Origin of the sequence: Candidatus Seribacter sulfatis (assembly GCF_964187635.1) — a bacterium.
GTDB classification, from domain to species: domain Bacteria; phylum Verrucomicrobiota; class Verrucomicrobiia; order Opitutales; family Seribacteraceae; genus Seribacter; species Seribacter sulfatis.
In genome coordinates, this window is sequence record NZ_CAXLMO010000060.1 from 1 (window position 1) to 14,979 (window position 14,979).

12 protein-coding genes and 1 tRNA gene are annotated in these 14,979 nt (G+C 42.3%); 2 read left to right on the top strand and 11 right to left on the bottom strand.

Features of this window, described 5'->3' with window-relative positions; all coding sequences use genetic code 11:
* Positions 1 to 11 precede the first annotated feature (11 nt).
* Genes thrC through serA form a run of 5 tightly spaced genes read right to left on the bottom strand, consistent with a single transcriptional unit; the run spans position 12 to position 6,206 of the window.
* On the bottom strand, positions 12 to 1,370 hold the full coding sequence (thrC, locus tag ACKPQ5_RS06470; protein ID WP_407678284.1) for a threonine synthase: 1,359 nt from the start codon (positions 1,368 to 1,370) through the stop codon (positions 12 to 14).
* Positions 1,371 to 1,383: 13 nt separating this feature from the next.
* Complete coding sequence (locus ACKPQ5_RS06475) at positions 1,384 to 2,598, bottom strand: aspartate kinase (protein ID WP_407678285.1); 1,215 nt, start codon at positions 2,596 to 2,598, stop codon at positions 1,384 to 1,386.
* Entirely contained in the window at positions 2,595 to 3,920 is a 1,326-nt protein-coding gene (locus ACKPQ5_RS06480; RefSeq protein WP_407678286.1) for a homoserine dehydrogenase, read from the bottom strand. Before ACKPQ5_RS06480 ends, ACKPQ5_RS06475 begins: the two co-directional genes overlap by 4 nt.
* A gap of 22 nt (positions 3,921 to 3,942) precedes the next feature.
* A complete protein-coding gene (plsY, locus tag ACKPQ5_RS06485) occupies positions 3,943 to 4,578 on the bottom strand; it encodes a glycerol-3-phosphate 1-O-acyltransferase PlsY (RefSeq protein WP_407678287.1) in 636 nt (211 codons plus the stop codon).
* A 32-nt stretch (positions 4,579 to 4,610) separates the two neighbouring features.
* On the bottom strand, positions 4,611 to 6,206 hold the full coding sequence (gene serA / locus ACKPQ5_RS06490; protein ID WP_407678288.1) for a phosphoglycerate dehydrogenase: 1,596 nt from the start codon (positions 6,204 to 6,206) through the stop codon (positions 4,611 to 4,613).
* A gap of 117 nt (positions 6,207 to 6,323) precedes the next feature.
* Here serA and ffh point away from each other — a divergent pair, with 117 nt between their 5' ends.
* Positions 6,324 to 7,706, top strand: a complete 1,383-nt coding sequence (gene ffh / locus ACKPQ5_RS06495) for a signal recognition particle protein (protein WP_407678289.1) — start codon at positions 6,324 to 6,326, stop codon at positions 7,704 to 7,706.
* Positions 7,707 to 7,887: 181 nt separating this feature from the next.
* Entirely contained in the window at positions 7,888 to 10,092 is a 2,205-nt protein-coding gene (katG, locus tag ACKPQ5_RS06500) for a catalase/peroxidase HPI (protein ID WP_407678290.1), read from the top strand.
* Between the two features lie 76 nt (positions 10,093 to 10,168).
* Here katG and ACKPQ5_RS06505 read toward each other — a convergent pair whose 3' ends face one another.
* The 6 genes from ACKPQ5_RS06505 to ACKPQ5_RS06530 all read right to left on the bottom strand — a co-directional run bounded on the left by ACKPQ5_RS06505 (position 10,169) and on the right by ACKPQ5_RS06530 (position 14,941).
* Positions 10,169 to 10,828 (bottom strand): phosphoribosylanthranilate isomerase, encoded by a 660-nt coding sequence (locus tag ACKPQ5_RS06505; protein ID WP_407678291.1) that lies wholly within the window; start codon positions 10,826 to 10,828, stop codon positions 10,169 to 10,171.
* A gap of 2 nt (positions 10,829 to 10,830) precedes the next feature.
* Complete coding sequence (gene cobA / locus ACKPQ5_RS06510) at positions 10,831 to 12,375, bottom strand: uroporphyrinogen-III C-methyltransferase (protein WP_407678292.1); 1,545 nt, start codon at positions 12,373 to 12,375, stop codon at positions 10,831 to 10,833.
* Positions 12,363 to 13,214, bottom strand: coding sequence for a hydroxymethylbilane synthase (gene hemC / locus ACKPQ5_RS06515; protein ID WP_407678293.1), 852 nt, complete (start codon positions 13,212 to 13,214; stop codon positions 12,363 to 12,365). The genes cobA and hemC overlap by 13 nt, the downstream gene beginning before the upstream one ends.
* Positions 13,215 to 13,281: 67 nt before the next feature.
* Entirely contained in the window at positions 13,282 to 14,310 is a 1,029-nt protein-coding gene (ilvC, locus tag ACKPQ5_RS06520) for a ketol-acid reductoisomerase (protein ID WP_407678294.1), read from the bottom strand.
* A 50-nt stretch (positions 14,311 to 14,360) separates the two neighbouring features.
* On the bottom strand, positions 14,361 to 14,846 hold the full coding sequence (gene ilvN / locus ACKPQ5_RS06525) for an acetolactate synthase small subunit (RefSeq protein WP_407678295.1): 486 nt from the start codon (positions 14,844 to 14,846) through the stop codon (positions 14,361 to 14,363).
* Between the two features lie 18 nt (positions 14,847 to 14,864).
* Positions 14,865 to 14,941, bottom strand: a tRNA-Val gene (locus ACKPQ5_RS06530).
* Positions 14,942 to 14,979 lie beyond the last annotated feature (38 nt).

Sequence of the window (14,979 nt, forward strand, 5' to 3'; positions counted from 1 at the left end):
CAAGAACCGCTTTAATCAAGATGCTCTTCAATAAAAGCTCTGATTGCTTCTGGATCAGCATCCACAAAATATTTTTTACTCTTTTTTCCACTCAATTCTTCCAGGGTTGTTGAGGTGGGAGTAGGTAGTGATGCTTTTTGATAAACACTGGGAAACTTGGCAGGGTGTGCGGTGGCAAGAATGAGGTATTTTTCAGACGAATCTAGATCTTTAAAAGCACAGGCAGTATGCGGGTCCACCAGGTAGCCATATTCGTCCATTACCTGCTTAATAATTTGTGGTAGTTCTTCATCACAAACTGAAGAACTCGTGAAACCATCCACTTTGAAATGCTCGAAAGAATATTTTCCTTTTTCACTAAAGGTTGCCATTACTTGACGGAGTTTTTTTGAATCTCCTCCAAGAATAAAATAAAGCAGCCTTTCAAAATTAGAAGCCACTTGAATATCCATTGAAGGTGCTAGACTTGGAGAAACATTCTCGAGCGAATATTCACCAGATTGAAAGAGGCGATGTAAGACATCATTCTGATTTGTTGCCACGCGAAACCCTTTTATGGGCAAGCCCATTTTGGTTAGCAGCCAACCAGCAAAAACATTCCCAAAATTTCCTGTTGGAACTACAAATGTTGTATTCTCACGTTCGTGCTTTTCTAACTGTAGCCAAGCGAAAAGATAATACACGGATTGGGCAAGTATCCGGGCGAGATTAATTGAATTAACCGCAGAAAGCCCGACTTTATTCTTAAATTCAAGATCTGAAAAAATCTCTTTAATTGCTCGTTGAGCATCATCAAAAGTTCCTTCTATTGCCAATGGATAAACATTATCTGCCTCCGTACAGGTCATCTGTCTTTCCTGTAAAGGGGAAACTTTTCCGTCCGGAAATAAAATAAAAACCGTTACTCCTTTTTTCCCCAAAAGTCCGGCAATCGCAGCCGCTCCAGTATCTCCAGAAGTGGCACCTAGTATCGTTAAAGGTTTTCCATTTTTTTTAATTTGTTCTTCATAAATATTTCCAAGGAGTTGAAGAGCAAAGTCCTTAAATGCTAAAGTGGGTCCATGAAAAAGCTCTAGGATTTTTAAATTCTTTTTCAATGAAACAATGGGAGCAATCTCCTGATGAGAAAAACGAGAATAGGAATCCTTCACTAATTCCCGCAAATTATTTTCTTCTATATCGGAAGCAAATAAACGAAAAAAAGAAAAACATAAATCTGGATAACTCATGTTCTCCCAATCCGAAAGATAAGAAGTAATATCAGGAAATTCGTCCGGTAAGTAGAGACCTCCATCTGGAGCTAATCCCTGAGCTACTGCTTCTGAAAAGCTTACCGAACCCGCCTGCCCTCGGGTACTGACGAATCTCATTAAATAAACTCTCCTACTTTCCTAAATCAAATGCCTGATGAGCAACCCTCGTTGCATCATCTCCATTATCAGGATTAACCGCGACTGAAATCTTGATTTCAGAAGTGCTAATCATCAACATATTAATTCCTGCATTGGCAAGTGCTTCAAAGAATTTAGAGGCTACACCAGAATGGGAACGCATTCCCACGCCGACAACAGAAACTTTAGCAATATTTGTACTTTTTCCAAGTTTACCAGCGGACTGGTCCAGGAAATGAGCCTTTAGGGCTTTTTCTGCCCGGAAGGCGTCTTCAGTAGGAACTGTAAAGGTAAGGTTTGCCTTTCCATTACGAGCAACATTCTGAACAATCATGTCTACCACCACATCGGTTTCGGACATAATCTTAAAAATTGCCGCGGCTGCACCCGGTCGGTCAGGCAATTCGGTAATACTTAATCTTACTTGATTTTTATCAATGGCTACACCACTAACTAGTGTATCCTCGAGGGATTTTACTTTTTTCTTCACGGTCGTTCCTGTTTTGTTGGAAAAGGTTGAGCGAACTTCAAATGGAATGTTATGTTTTTGGGCAAATTCTACTGCCCGTGTTTGCATTACCTTAGAGCCACTGCTTGCTAATTCAAGCATCTCCTCGTAATTAATGGCCGGCATTTTGCATGCATTCGGGACGATACGAGGATCTGCGGTGTAGACTCCTTCCACATCGGTAAAAATTTGACAACTTTTGGCACGTAATGCACCGGCAAGGGCAATTGCACTTAGATCAGATCCGCCCCGTCCAAAAGTAGTAACATCTCCATGATCGCTCACTCCCTGAAAGCCTGCCACTACCACTACATTACCCGCCCGTAATTGCTTACGAATATCCCCCCCTCTTACTTCTCGAATACGGGATTTAGTATGGATTCCTTCCGTAATAATTTCTGCCTGCCATCCAGTCCGGGAAACCGCCGGTACCTTTAAGGCATGGAGTGCAAGAGTCATCAGGGCAATGGTTTCTTGTTCACCGCAAGTCATTAAAACATCCATCTCTCTTTCAGTCGGGTTTTTTAAAATTGCACTTGCCCGTTCAATTAACTGATTGGTTACGCCAGCTCGGGCAGAGACCACCACCACCACTTGATTACCTTCGGTTAATGTGCGTTTAACCCTTTTCGCAACCCGCTTAATGCAGTCAACATCGGCTACCGATGTGCCGCCAAACTTCTGTACAACGATACTCATTTTTCTTCAAAACAATTGGGATCAAACATACGAAATAAAACTGGCTTCTCTTTTACACCATCTAATTGTTCTAACGAATCGATTGCTAATCCAATAGAGTGTTCATTAGTTTGGTGAGTAGTTAAAATAATCGATGCCGATTTAGTTTTCTCGTCTGGAGTCTGAGAAACTGTGGCAAGACTGATTCCATGGACTGCTAAATTTTCAGCCACCTTTGCTAATTTACCGGGACGATCGTCCACACTTAGCCTCAAATAAAAACAACCTGAAATTTCCTGAGAAGGTGCCGGTTTACATTCATCTGGAGTTACATGTAAAAGCTTGGGAGGTAATGCACTGCCCTGCATGCCTTTAACCACATCCACAATATCACTAATTACGGAACCGGCTGTGGGGTCCTGCCCTGCTCCCCTGCCCGTCAGAACAACTGTTCCCACAACTGTTCCTGTCAGACTAATTCCATTAAAAACTCCATCTGTCTGGGCGATAATTTCATTAATCGGAACTAAAGCTGGGTAAACTCCAACGGAAACATAATTTTGCTCGAAGCTTCGGCGAATTACTCCGATTAATTTTATCTTACAATTTAGATCCCGGGCAGCGGCTAAATCTTCATTTGAAATTCTACGAATTCCCTCCACCGTAGTGTCTTTTAAATCAATCCACATCCCATGGGCAAGGTAGCCAAGGATAACCGCTTTATGGGCTGCATCAACCCCATCTAAGTCTAAAGCTTCATCCGCTTCCACATAGCCTAACTCACGGGCATCTCCCAGTACATCATCAAAGGTGGCTCCTTCATTTTCCATTCGAGTCAGGATATAATTAGAGGTGCCGTTCATTATTCCGTAAATCAACGGAAATTCATTCGCGACCAAGCTTTCACGAAGAACTTTAATGATCGGAATTCCACCGGCAACACTGGCCTCAAAGGCATAACGAACACCAGCATTTTCTGCCGCTTTAAATAATTCATCACCATGATCACAAATTAATGCTTTGTTGGCCGTTATTACTGATTTCCCCATGCTAAAGGCTCGGAGGGTCAACTTTTTTGCTTCTTCAATTCCTCCTATTAGTTCGCAAACAATATCAATATCAGGATCTTCAACAATCGAAAGTGAATCTGTGGTTATGCATGTTGGATCTATTGCGAACGCTCTTTTTTTTGATAACGAACGAACAGAAGCACGGGTCGGAATGAGTTGGACTCCAAGAATTCTCTCCCATGCCTTTTCGTTTTCTACTAAATGCTTCCATGTTCCCTGTCCCACAGTACCGAAACCAAGAATACCAACTCGTAAGACTTTTTTTTCATTCATAACAAACTTAGTAGAAATAGTTTTAAATTTTATTTTTTTTCTGAAAACGATTTTCAGTTCCTTCACGAAGACGGATGATATTCGAACGGTGTCTCCATACAATCCAAGCCATTATTATAAAAGCCAACGTAACCATTCCCATTACACCGGAAGAGTCTTCGTTAGACCAAGCAATTACAATCGCACAGACTGGAAGACTTACCCCAAAACCAATTGAAGCAAGTGCAACGTAGCGGGTTGAAAAAAAGATAATGACCCATGTGACCAACCCTAAGAATAAACAACCTGGCATCACCCCAAGCAATCCTCCCATTGTGGAAGCAACTCCTTTTCCTCCGCGAAAGCGAGTAAATATGGGATAGGTATGCCCAAGGACGGCACCGGGCAATCCCCACAATCCAAGAGTCGAATCTCCGGAAAAAGAAATCCATGGAAAAAGAAACCATGTGGTGGCGATCAATCCCTTCATGAAATCCATAAAAAATACAAAATATCCCGCCGGTTTACTTACACTTCTTAGTACATTAGTTGCCCCTGGATTACCACTCCCCACGGAGAAAATGTCTACCCCATACCGCTTGGCAACCAAGACTCCAAATGGAATTGAACCCAAGATATAGCCGACTAAGGCAACTCCAACAGTTTCAACTGAAAGCATATTTAAAATAAAAAAGGATCAAGGTATTCGAGCTAGCCTTGTCGGGAAATTCTTGCCTCTCTGATATCAGAATCTGCCTCCAGTATGCGAAGCACACCTTCATCCGGTTCCTCATCAAGTTCGCAAATTGTTAATGCAAGTTCGCCACAATCCGCTCGACTCAACGACATATTGGCAATGTTAACACCTCGATCGCCCAAAATTGTTCCCAATTTTCCTACAATTCCAGGTTTATCAACATTTCGAACAACTAATAAAAGGTCAACTGGACGAACTTCAATAGCTTGCTGGTCAACCTCCACGATCCGAGGATCATTTGCTTTGCCAAGAAGTGTTCCTTTCACAGATCTTTCTGTTCCATCACTTGAAACAGTTTTCACCTCAATTAATTCGTTATAATCAACCACCGATGAGGATTTTGTAACTTCTAGCTTTATTCCTAAAGCCTTAATCTTGTGCGGTGCATTCACATCATTGATTCCCTCATCTCCGGCAAGCCCAGCAAGCCAGCCCTTTTGAACAGCCCGGGTTAAAGGAACCGCGTCAAAATCAACAATTCCTCCCCAAAAAGTAATATGAATTGAAGAAATATTTTCCTGTGCTGATTGACGCGCAAAACTTCCTAATCGATGACAAAGGTCAAGATATGGGCTTAATGTAATTAAGTCTTTTGGATCAATCGAGGGCATATTAATCGCATTTCTAATACGACCTCCTTGCAAAACCTCCGCAATTGCTTCCGCAATTTCAACCCCAACACTTTCCTGTGCCTCGGCAGTGGATGCACCTAAGTGGGGAGTTAAATTTAAATTCTCAATACCGCGAAACTCATGATCCTCTGGAAGCGGTTCCTGTTCGTAAACATCTAATCCTGCAACTGCCACTTTTCCACTTTTTAAAGCTCCTGCGAGTGCACTCTCTTTGATAATACCACCCCGAGCACAATTAAAAATTCGTACTCCATCCTTCATTTGAGAAAAGGCAACCTCATCCACCATATCCTTGGTGTCTTTCGTCAGAGGCATATGGACGGTTATATAATCCGCTCGGATAAAAGCATCTTCTAGTTCAACTTTTTCTACTTCAAGTTCGTTCGCTCGCTCTTCGGTCAAATAAGGATCATAGGCAATTACATTCATCTCAAATGCCTTCGCTCTTTTTGCAACTTCAACCCCGATTCGACCCAATCCAAGAACCGCTAAAGTTTTGAATCTTAATTCGCCACCCTTTAACTGCTTCCTTTCCCATAATCCCTCTTTCATACTCGTTACACCACGAACAATTGGACGGGTGCTGCAGAGCATGTGTGTAAAAGTCAATTCTGCGGTAGCAATCGTGTTGCCACCAGGCGTATTCATTACAATAACTCCCGCCTCGGTAGCTGCTTCGATATTAATATTGTCCACTCCCACTCCGGCACGCCCGACCGCTTTCAATTTGGTTGCACCAGTAATTACTTCGGGAGTTATCTTGGTATCACTCCTGACAATAATTGCAGAAACATCCTTGGAAATCTCTAGCAATTTTTCTGGAGATGATCCGTAGGCTTCAACTACTTCAAAACCATCCTGCTTTTGCAAAAACTCCACACCTAATGGGGAGATACGGTCCGCGACAAGAATTTTCATTGTAACAATGTAAAAAGGTCTAAATATGCCCAAAACTACTACAATTGCAATGAGGAAAGAAATTTCTTAATTTTTACTTTCCGAAGCCATCTTCAATTGGCATGATGGACGGTAATTATGTTTGAATCATTAACTGAAAAATTAAGCCATACCCTACGAAACTTGAGGGGCGTTGGAAAACTTTCTGAAGATAATATCAGTGAAGCATTAGGAGAAGTGAGAAAAGCTCTTCTTTCGGCTGATGTTCATTTTAGAACTGCACGAGAATTTGTAGAAGAAGTAAAGCAAGCCTGCCTGGGTCAGGAGGTACTGAAGTCAGTCTCTCCTGGGCAACAGGTCGTCAAGATAATCAATGACGAGCTTGTTAAATTACTCGGTGAAGGATCCACGCAGTTAAAAGAGGATAAACCTCTTCGGGTAATGATGGTAGGTTTACATGGTGCGGGTAAAACCACCACTTCAGCTAAATTAGCTAAAAGATTGGCAAAGGACGGGCGTAAACCAATGCTTGTAGCCTGTGATATTTATAGACCCGCTGCAATTGACCAATTAGAAATCCTTTCAAAAAACGAAAATTTTCCATGCTATCTAGACCGAACTAGTAAAAATGTTCCCAATATTGCAAGAAATGGCTGGGAGGAGTCGAAGAAAAATGGGTCCGATCTAGTCATATTTGATACGGCAGGCAGATTGCAAATCGATGACGAGCTCGTTCAGGAGTTAGAAGATTTAAAAAAACAAATCAATCCCCACGAAATTCTCCTCGTTGCTGATGCCGCTCTTGGACAGGAAGCAGTCAATGTTGCTAAGACTTTTCATGAACGGTTGGATCTTACTGGTATAATTCTTACCAAAATGGACGGTGACGCCCGCGGGGGTGCCGCACTTTCCATGAAAAAAGTAACTGGTGCTCCGATTAAATTCATGGGGGTTGGCGAAAAAATTGATGAATTTGAAGTTTTTCATCCGGATCGGCTGGCTTCCCGAATCTTAGGTATGGGGGATGTTGTATCTCTTGTCGAAAAGGCACAGGAACACCTCGATGAAGAAGAATCAATGCGCATGGCGGAGAAAATGCTTAAGGCGGAATTCGACTTTGACGATTTTCTTTCTCAAATGAGGCAAATGAAAAAAATGGGATCAATGGGGTCAATTGCGAAGATGCTTCCAGGAATGGGAAATATTCAAGTAGGAGACAAAGAAGAGAAATCCCTGGCACGACACGAAGCCATAATTTTATCGATGACCAAAGAAGAACGACGAGTTCCAAGGATTATAGCCGGTTCGAGGCGCAAAAGAATTGCAGATGGTTCAGGCGTTCAAATTCGGGATGTGAATCAACTCATTAAGCAATTCTCACAAATGCAAAAAATGATGAAGAAAATGAAGGGTGGAAAAATGAAAAAAATGATGAGTGCTCTTGGTGGCGGAGGTGGTATGCCAGATATGAATGACATGGACCCCAACCAATTGGCCAAGCTGGCTAAGAAATTTAAATAACGGGTCTAATCGAGATTGTGAAGATCCACCCATCCATTTTTTGGATTCGACGCAGCTGCTAAAAAAATTCAGTAAAAAGTATAGCTAAAATGAATTTTTAGATTTGCATTAAAAACATCCACTTCTATACCAAATACTTATTATCTAGTTCAGTATTTAAATCTCACACAAACAATTTATTATGTCAGAAAATATATCTAAATGTCCAGTACTTGGTGGAGCGCACGCCCATAGTGCTGTTGGAACAACCGCAAACCAACATTGGTGGCCCAACCAATTAAACCTAAAGATCCTGCATCAAAATTCTTCTCTTTCCGACCCAATGAGTGAGGATTTTAATTATGCAGAGGAATTTAAAACTTTGGACTTGAATGCGGTTAAAAATGACATCGAAGTTTTAATGACCTCCTCTCAGGATTGGTGGCCAGCTGATTATGGTCACTACGGACCCTTCTTTATCCGCATGGCCTGGCATAGCGCGGGTACATACCGCATTCATGACGGCAGAGGAGGTGGGGCATCCGGTACTTTACGATTTGCTCCGCTAAATAGTTGGCCTGACAATGGAAATTTGGACAAAGCAAGAAGGTTATTGTGGCCCGTAAAACAGAAGTACGGAAAAAAACTTTCCTGGGCAGATCTTATGATCTTAACTGGTAATTGTGCCATTGAATCAATGGGCTTGAAAACATTTGGATTTTCTGGAGGCCGTGCCGATGTTTGGGAACCTGAAGAGGACATTTATTGGGGACCAGAAATCGAATGGCTTGGAGATGAGAGATACACGGGAGACCGGGAATTAGAGGAACCACTTGGTGCTGTTCAAATGGGCCTAATTTATGTTAACCCACAAGGCCCAAATGGTAACCCTGATCCCATCGCAGCAGCTAAAGACATTCGTGAAACCTTTGCTAGAATGGCGATGAATGATGAAGAGACTGTTGCCTTGATTGCAGGTGGGCATACTTTTGGTAAAGCTCATGGTTCTGCTGACCCTGATCAATATGTAGGACCAGAACCCGAAGGTGCGAGTACAGAAGAACAAGGCCTTGGATGGAAAAACAGTTTTGGTAAAGGAAATGCCGAAGACACTATCACCAGTGGATTGGAAGGTGCCTGGACAACCGAGCCAGCTAAATGGGACAATAATTACTTTGAGAATCTATTTGGTTATAATTGGGTCTTAACCAAAAGCCCTGCAGGAGCACATCAGTGGACCCCCAAGGAAGAATCCGCAAAAGACACTGTCCCGGATGCTCATAATCCCGCCAAGAAACACGCCCCGATGATGTTTACAACGGATATTGCATTGAAAGAAGATCCCGCATACTTACCTATTTCGAAGCGTTTTCATGAAAACCCGGATCAGTTTGGGGATGCTTTTGCAAAAGCATGGTATAAACTAACCCATCGTGATATGGGCCCGAAGTCTAGGTTTGTTGGTTCACTGGTTCCCGATGAAACACTTATATGGCAAGATCCAGTCCCGGCAGTTAACTATGAATTAATTGGAGAAGAAGAAATCAATGCATTAAAGATTACGATTCGAGACTCAGCTCTTTCCATTTCACAACTGGTTAAAACTGCATGGGCATCGGCGTCCACTTTCCGTGTTACTGATAAGCGAGGAGGGGCAAATGGAGCCCGGATCCGACTATCCCCTCAGAAAAATTGGGCCGTTAATCAACCCGCTGAACTTTCATCAGTTATTCAGGCATTGGAAAAAATTCAGTCTGATTTTAATAACTCCCAATCCGGTGATATGAAGGTATCTGTTGCTGATATTATCATCCTCGCTGGTTGTACCGCAATCGAAGATTCAGCCCAAAATGCAGGACAAAAAATAACAGTCCCATTTTCCCCGGGAAGAACGGACGCAGTACAAGAGGAAACTGATATTGAATCGTTTTCTGTACTTGAGCCAAAAGTAGATGGATTTAGAAATTACCTTCAGGCAAAACCGGTCAGGTCTACCGAAGAACTTCTTGTGGATCGAGCACATATGTTATCCCTCACCGCACCAGAAATGACCGTTTTGATTGGTGGATTAAGAGTTCTTAACACCAACTCAGATAATTCTGACTTAGGTGTATTCACAGACAAACCCGGGACATTAACCAACGACTTTTTTGTGAATTTACTGGACATGAACCTTGAATGGGAAAAATCATCCAAGTGCGATCACTTTTTCGAAGGTAAAGACTTAGTGAGCAAAGAAGTTAAATGGACTGGCACATCCGTTGATCTTTTATTTGGTTCAAACTCACAATTGAGAGCAATTTCAGAAGTCTATGGCTCGAACGATTCCTCTCAAACATTTTTGAACGACTTCGTTTCTGCCTGGAATAAGGTTATGAATCTTGATCGATTTGATCTGGAAGATTAATTTTTCCTAGTTTTTCGATGTAGTTCACTAGTCCCAATGTCGTTTGGGATTAGTGTGCTATTTTCGGGCTTACCTGCTATATAATTCGCCTGACCTTCTGAAAGAGTTCCGTCATTTTTTCGAGGTCTTTTATACCAGGTGATTTTTCAATCCCACTATTCACATCTACATGACGGGCTTGCGTTTCCTCGATCGCACTCGAAATGTTTGATGGAGAAATCCCACCAGCAAGAACCCAATTTTTTGCCGTAAACTTTTCCCTCCATAAGGAAAAGCTTCTCCAGTCTGAACGTTCTCCTGTTCCTCCAAATTTACTCTCGGAATAAGCATCTATTAAAAAAGTTTCCGAGTAGCAGAACAAGTCTTCTGGAAAACTTACACCTTTGGGCAATCTTGGTGCTAACCAAAGGTTTTCTGCTCCAACTAATTGGCTCCATTGCCCAATCAAGTCCCTGGATAAGTCGTAGGAAAAATGAAGTTGAAAAACACCAAAGCCTTGGTCCATTATTTTCTTTAGGTGTTCAATCGTTGGCTCAACTTCAACCGCCACCATTTTTTCTTCATTTAAAGAAAGTTCTGATTTTATATTTTCAACTTTTTCAAAATCTATCTTTCTTGGTGACTTCTCGTATGTAATAAATCCCAGTTTATCCGCTCCCAGTTCCAATGCGAACCGTGCGTCTTTTGCTTCAGTAATTCCGCAAACCTTGACTGATATAGAGTCCGCTTTGTTCACAATTATTTTTTGAAATAATTCACCAAAGATTCGACCATTGATTCTAGAGTTGAATCAGCAGCTTCAATTCCAACAGTAAGTTCGTTCTCCTGAAGAGTTTCAGACGTTTGCGTACCAAAGCTACAATAAATGGGTTTTTTTGCATTCTTTGAAAGCACCAAGTCATCTTCTTGCTCGATGTAAGAAAGTGCGGCCGAGGAACTTGCAAAAACTATAGCATCAGCACCTTTCTCAATAAAATCAGAACGATCGGGTGCAGTAAGCACATCCGCAAAGTCAGTTTGATAAATAGGTAAAGTGTCTACAATTGCATGACCGATCGACTCAAGTAAGCCCACCAAGACTTCCCGATTGCGGTTCCCTGCAACGACCAACACATTTGCACTATCCAAAGAATTCGTAGCCACCAATTCTTGAGCCAAATCTTCCGCAGTCGATCGCTTTGGGATTAACTCCACTTCCAAATTAAACTTTCGTACTACGTCGGCAGTAGCCTCCCCTACACAGGCAATTCTCATTGGACCAAAGCTTCTAATATCACTAAACGCTTTGAAAAATAGTTTGAAAAACTCTTTTGCACCATTGGCACTAGTAAAAATTACCCATCCATAAGTTGCGATTCCGGTAAAAGTTTCTGCAATTAAATTTCGATCCTCCTGGGGTAATATCTTAATTAATGGAAGTTCAAGAACTTCAGCACCTTTTTTTTCGAGTAGTAGCTTTAAACGACTCGTCTGGTTTACCGGTCTAGTCACAACAATTCGGGTTCCAAACAATGGTCTATTTTCAAACCAATTTTTTTCGCCACTCAGCCCAACTGAATTCCCAATAAAAATAATTGCCGGTGCCTTTAAGTCCTCTCGTGTCGCGTCCTTTACTAAATTCCCTAGTGTGCTGATTATTTTTCTTTGTGTCGGTAAAGTACCATGACTTACAATTGCGGCGGGTTTATCTGGAGCAAGCCCACCCTTCAATAATTTTTTCGTTATTTCATTCAGCGTACCCATTCCCATATAAATACAAAGTGTGCCTCCCACTTCAGCAAATTTAGCGAAATCAACCCGGAGAGATTCCTTTTCAACATCTTCATGGCCGGTTAAAAACGAAATCGAAGAACCATATTCTCGGTGAGATAAAGGAATTCCTGCGTAAGCCGCACAAGCCAGTGCAGCAGTAACACCCGGTACAATTTCATACGGTATATTAGACTGGTCCAACACAATCATTTCTTCTGCGCATCGACCAAAAACAAATGGGTCCCCTCCTTTTAAACGAACTACCCTCTTCCCTGCTCTTGCTCGGTTAACTAAAATCTTACCGATTTCTTCCTGGACAACCGTATGTCGTCCTGGACTTTTCCCTACATCGATGTGTTCGCAGTCACTTTTCGCTCGTTTGCGTAATTCTGCATTGGCAAGGTGGTCAAATACTAGCACATCACAAGTACTTATCAATTCAATCGCTTTTTGAGTAATTAAACCTACATCTCCAGGCCCCGCTCCTACCAAGAACACAGTTCCTACATTTTCTTTTTCTATTTCAGCCATGATAAAATTTTGTCCATGATCATTTCAATCGTATCATTCTGAATATCGAGAATGCGAATACCACAATCCTCATGGAAGAAATGTAATTGCTTCCCTGCCAAATGAACACCAAGTGCGACCTGGCACCCCCCTCCAAGACGATCTAAAATAGCTCGTTCAAGCAAAACGGCTCGACTAGTCTCCTCATGATCAAGAACTGAGAATTTGTCTAATTCGTTGGAGCGGACTTGAATCGCGATTGCTGCCTGCCCGGGAGAAGGGACCATCTCGTCAATAGGCAATTTGTTAAAGGTCAACCCCGGGTACTCCTTGATTCCCAATCGAGAAAGGCCTGCTGCTGCCAAAATTGTTCCATCTGCCTCTCTTTGAACTGCTATTTTACGCAAACGGGTTTCCACATTTCCGCGAAGTTCCTTCCAACTGACTTGAGGAAATCGCTTTTGGAGTTGCGCCCTTCTTCGAGGACTTCCAGAAGCTAATATTTGAGGATCTTTTACCTGCTCATTTAAAACAAGGACATCACGGGGATCTTCACGTACAGGAAATGCAGACAAGACTAAACCGTCTGGGTTTTCCGTCGGTAAATCTTTCGCACTGTGCACGGCTAGGTCGGCTCGTCCTTCCAGTAAAGCGACCTCTAATTCTTTTGTAAATAAGCCCTTTCCACCCTTCTCCTGTAACGACCAATCAGCTTGCTGATCGCCCGTGGTTGACATCGGTGAAAGTTCAACATTTAAACCCATGACAGATTCTACTAATTGAGCCACCCAATTGGCCTGTTTTAGGGCAAGAGGACTTTTCCTTGTTGCTAAAACAAGCTTATTAGTTGAGGCAGACATAAAAGTGATGCCGCATTATGTGCCAGGGCAAGATCTAATCATGCCTAAGCAAAGTCGGGATCGAATATTAGGAATAAGAAGCCTGTGCTCCTTTAATGTTCTTTTTTGGAATCCAAGACATTAACTCACGCAGACGCTTCCCAGTTTCTTCGATAGGATGTTTTTCACCGTCCTCTAGAAGTTTATTGTATTTGGGGAGACCAGCCTCGTATTCTTTGACCCATTCCTTCGCAAATTTACCAGACTGGATTTCCTTAAGAATAGACTTCATCGACTTTTTAACATTTCCGTTAATGACACGAGGTCCTCGGGTTACATCGCCAAACTTTGCAGTCTCTGAGATCGAAAAACGCATCCCGGCGATGCCAGATTCAATCATCAAATCAACAATCAACTTCAGTTCATGCAAGCATTCGAAATAAGCCATTTCTGGGGCGTATCCGGCTTCCACCAAGGTTTCAAAACCAGCTTCAACTAGGGCTGATGCACCTCCGCACAGAACCGCCTGTTCGCCAAAAAGATCAGTTTCAGTTTCTTCTTTAAAGGTGGTTTCTAAAATTCCTGCTTTTGCGGCTCCAACCCCTGCGGCCCAACTTAGGGCGGTTGCTTTTGAATCCTTTGAAGATCCTTTGAGAACTGCGATCAGAGCAGGAACGCCCTTCCCTTCTTTAAATTGAGAACGTACAACATGGCCCGGTCCTTTCGGGGCAACCATAATTACACTCACACCCCGTGGTGGCTTGATTAAGCCGAAGTGGATTGCGAAGCCATGCGTAAAAAGTAAAGTTTTTCCCTTGGAAAGATTGGGCTTGATTTCTTTTTCGTAAACTTCGGCTTGTTTCATATCAGGAACACCGATCATAATAACATCCGCTCTCTTGGTAGCTTCCGCCACTTCAACCACCTCAAACCCTTGTCTTTTCGCTACTTTTATTGATTTACTGCCTTTATATAGACCAATGATGACATTGCACCCACTTTCTTTCAGGTTCAGCGCGTGTGCGTGTCCCTGTGATCCGTATCCTATAACGGCTAGCGTTTTCTTCTTAATGGCTGTTACTTTAGCCTCTTTTTGAGTGTATACTTTAGCGGGCATGGCCGTATATTTTTTTGTGTTACTGTTTATATAGTGAAAATGTAAGACGATTAATGATCTGCTCGCCCCCGTCGCAGGGAAACTGTTCCCGTTCGTGCAAGTTCGATAATACCAAAGGGTTCGATCAATTCTATGAATGCAACAATTTTATTACCGTTTCCGGTTGCCTCCACGACTAACGATTCTTTTGCCACATCGATAATTTTCCCACGAAATACATCGCAAATCTGGGTAACTTCAGAGCGATTGGACGAATTGGCTTTTACTTTTATCATGACTAACTCTCGGCCTACACTCTCGTTATCTGAGAAATTTTGAATATCAATCACATCAATCAACTTGTCCAATTGCTTGACGCATTGATCAAGTGCTTTCTCATCACCGTTCAATGTGGCTGTAATCCTAGATCGGCCCTCTTGGTGGGTTGGCCCCACATTTAAGGTATCAATATTGAATCCCCGGCCACTAAACAAGCCGGCAATTCTGGCAAGTACACCAAATTTGTTTTCAACCAGAACGGAGATTACATGTCGCATGAAGTAAAGAAGGAAAAGTGGTGGACGACACAGGACTCGAACCTGTGACCTACTGGGTGTAAACCAGTTGCTCTAACCAACTGAGCTAGCCGTCCAAAGTTTAAAATTTAAAAATCAGATTATACTAATGAAA